This window comes from Accumulibacter sp. (assembly GCF_031732815.1).
Classification (GTDB): Bacteria; Pseudomonadota; Gammaproteobacteria; order Burkholderiales; family Rhodocyclaceae; genus Accumulibacter.
In genome coordinates this window covers 1-2,785 of sequence record NZ_JAVMKF010000271.1, presented here as the reverse complement: position 1 = coordinate 2,785, position 2,785 = coordinate 1, and the positions used below count along the sequence as shown (strand labels likewise).

Annotated in this window: 4 protein-coding genes; 3 read left to right on the top strand and 1 reads right to left on the bottom strand. The window is 61.5% G+C overall.

Annotated elements, in window-relative coordinates:
* Positions 1 to 62 precede the first annotated feature (62 nt).
* The 3 genes from acpP to RKP46_RS15955 all read left to right on the top strand — a co-directional run bounded on the left by acpP (position 63) and on the right by RKP46_RS15955 (position 2,122).
* Positions 63 to 299: an acyl carrier protein gene (acpP, locus tag RKP46_RS15965; protein WP_291992740.1), complete on the top strand. Its 237-nt coding sequence runs from the start codon at positions 63 to 65 to the stop codon at positions 297 to 299.
* Positions 300 to 407: 108 nt separating this feature from the next.
* Positions 408 to 1,646 carry a beta-ketoacyl-ACP synthase II gene (gene fabF, locus RKP46_RS15960; protein ID WP_311107534.1) on the top strand — a complete coding sequence of 413 codons (1,239 nt, stop codon included), beginning with the start codon at positions 408 to 410 and terminating at the stop codon, positions 1,644 to 1,646.
* Positions 1,647 to 1,663: 17 nt separating this feature from the next.
* Complete coding sequence (locus RKP46_RS15955) at positions 1,664 to 2,122, top strand: protein YgfX (RefSeq protein WP_311107533.1); 459 nt, start codon at positions 1,664 to 1,666, stop codon at positions 2,120 to 2,122.
* Here RKP46_RS15955 and RKP46_RS15950 read toward each other — a convergent pair.
* On the bottom strand, positions 2,082 to 2,785 hold a 704-nt coding region (locus tag RKP46_RS15950), incomplete at its 5' end, for an FAD-binding protein (protein WP_311107532.1). The genes RKP46_RS15955 and RKP46_RS15950 overlap by 41 nt on opposite strands.

Sequence of the window (2,785 nt, the reverse complement as noted above, 5' to 3'; positions counted from 1 at the left end):
GGTCATTTTGTTAGAATGGCGCACTTTTCTTTTACACCCGAACCGTGGGAAGGAGCACTTTGATGGAAAATATCGAGCAGCGTGTCAAGAAGATCGTCGCTGAACAGCTTGGTGTCAACGAAGCCGACATCAAGAACGAGTCGTCGTTCGTGGACGATCTGGGTGCCGACTCGCTGGATACGGTTGAACTGGTGATGGCCCTGGAAGAGGAGTTCGAGTGCGAGATTCCAGATGACGAAGCCGAGAAAATCACCACGGTTCAGCAAGCGATCGACTACGTTGTGGCTCACAAGAAGTAGGGCGGCAGCGCACACGTACTGCGCGCGGGTTGACCATGATCCGACGGTCGGCAGGCGTCGTGCATAGCAGATCGCATTTCCGAATCTCCTTAGCCTTTGGAGCACAAGGTGGCAAGTCGAAGAGTGGTCGTCACCGGTTTGGGTATAGTCTCACCGGTGGGCAATACGGTCGAGGAGGCCTGGCAGAACATTTTGGCCGGACGCTCCGGAATTGGTCGGATTACCCGGTTCGATGCCTCGTCTTTTCCAGTGCAGATTGCAGGCGAAGTCAAGGGCTTCGCGATCGGGACCTATCTGTCACCAAAAGAAGCGCGCCGGATGGATGTCTTCATCCACTACGGCATGGCGGCGGGAATTCAGGCCATTCGCGACGCCGGCCTGGAAGCCGGTTCGCTTGATCCCGAGCGAATAGGCCTTTCGATCGGTTCGGGTATCGGCGGCCTGCCGATGATCGAGAGCACCTGCGACGATTTTGCCGCTGGTGGCGTCCGCAAGATCTCGCCGTTCTTCGTCCCCGGTTCGATCATCAACATGATTTCCGGCAACCTGTCGATCCTGTATGGCTACAAGGGGCCCAACCTTTCGCTGGTCAGTGCCTGCGCGACGGGCACCCACAGCATTGGTGATGCCGGCCGCCTGATCAGCCACGGCGACGCCGACATCATGATCGCCGGCGGTGCCGAGGGCTGCGTTTCGAAACTCGGCCTCGGTGGCTTCTGCGCGCCGCGCGCGCTATCGACGCGCAACGACGATCCGGCAACCGCCAGCCGCCCGTGGGACCGGGACCGTGATGGTTTCGTCCTTGGCGAAGGGGCTGGTGTCGTCGTGCTCGAAGAGTACGAGCACGCCAAAGCACGCGGTGCGCGCATCTACAGCGAACTGGCCGGTTTCGGCATGAGTTCCGATGCTTTTCACATGACTGCGCCGAGTGAGGACGGCGAAGGTGCCGCTCGCTGCATGCGTAACGCCCTGAATGATGCCAGGCTCGCTCCGCAAGACGTGCAGTACGTCAATGCGCATGGCACGTCGACTCCCTTGGGTGACAAGGCGGAAACGGTTGCCGTCAAGCGGGCCTTCGGCGAGCAGGCGAAAAAGCTCGTGGTCAATTCCACCAAGTCGATGACGGGTCACCTCTTGGGTGCGGCCGGCGGCGTCGAGGCGCTGTTTACAGTACTCGCGATTTACCATCAGGTTTCCCCGCCGACGATCAACATCTTCAATCAGGACCAGGCCTGCGATCTTGACTACTGCGCCAACCTTGCGCGCGAAATGAGGATCGAGGCTGCGATCTCCAATTCCTTCGGTTTTGGCGGGACCAACGCGACGCTCGTTTTTCGACGGATATAGCCAAGCCAAACGGGCAAGTGCTGGCGTTCCCGGTTCATATCGAACTGCGCCGCTCGCGCGCGATTCTTCTCACGCTGCTCGGGCTGCACGCGCTTGCCGCGTTTTGCGTGCTCTTTCAGCTTTCCTGGCCGTTAGCGGCGCGCGGGCTGTTGGCCGGCGTCGTCGCTCTTTCCCTGTTGCGCGCCGTACGCGCGTCGGCGGTTGTCGCCCTCCACCTGGGCGAGCGCGGCGAACTCGCGTTGTCGTTTGCCGACGGTAGCCGGCATGCTTGCCTCGTGTGTCCAGAGACGACGGTTTTCGCTCAGCTTGTTGTCCTGCGCGCGGCTGAAGACGAAATGGCGGAGGCGGCCGGTGAGCGTTACAGTCTGGTGCTTGCCGCCGACAGCATGCGCCGCGAGCAGTTCCGCCTGCTCCGCGTATGGCTACGTTGGCGGGTCAGCGCGGGCGACTCGGGGCAGCCCGCTGTGGCCGCTTGAGAATGGTATTGCGCGCCTGTGCGTCGGTTTCCGGATAGTTTCGGCTGAAATGCAGGCCGCGGCTTTCGTGGCGCTTGAGCGCGCAGCGGATGATCAGGTCGGCGGTGACGACGAGGTTGCGCAGTTCGATCAGGTCGTGACTGACACGGAAATGCGAGTAGAAGTCGTCGATCTCGCGGACGAGCAGGCGAATCCGGTTCTTTGCGCGCTGCAGGCGTTTGGTCGTGCGCACGATGCCGACGTAATCCCACATGAAGCGGCGTAGCTCGTCCCAGTTGTGCGAAATGACGATCTCTTCGTCCGGATCGCTGACCCGACTCGCGTCCCACGCAGGCAGATCGGGAAGCTCACCGGTTGGCTGTTCGACGATATCCTTCGCAGCTGCCTCGGCGAAGACCAGGCATTCGAGGAGCGAATTGCTTGCCAGCCGGTTTGCCCCGTGTAAGCCTGTACAGGAGGCTTCGCCGGCGACGTAGAGGCCGGCGATGTCGGTGCGCGCGCGCAGGTCGGTCATCACCCCGCCGCAGGTGTAGTGTGCCGCCGGGACGACAGGTATCGGCTGTCGGGTGATGTCGATGCCAAGCTCCAGGCAGCGTGCCAGGATGTTCGGGAAATGCTCGCTCAGGAAGGCGGCTGGCTTGTGCGAGATGTCGAGGTAGACGC

Excerpts from the sequence above, each read along its gene's own strand:
- acpP (WP_291992740.1), top strand. The coding sequence starts at position 63 with ATGGAAAATATCGAGCAGCGTGTCAAGAAGATCGTCGCTGAACAGCTT.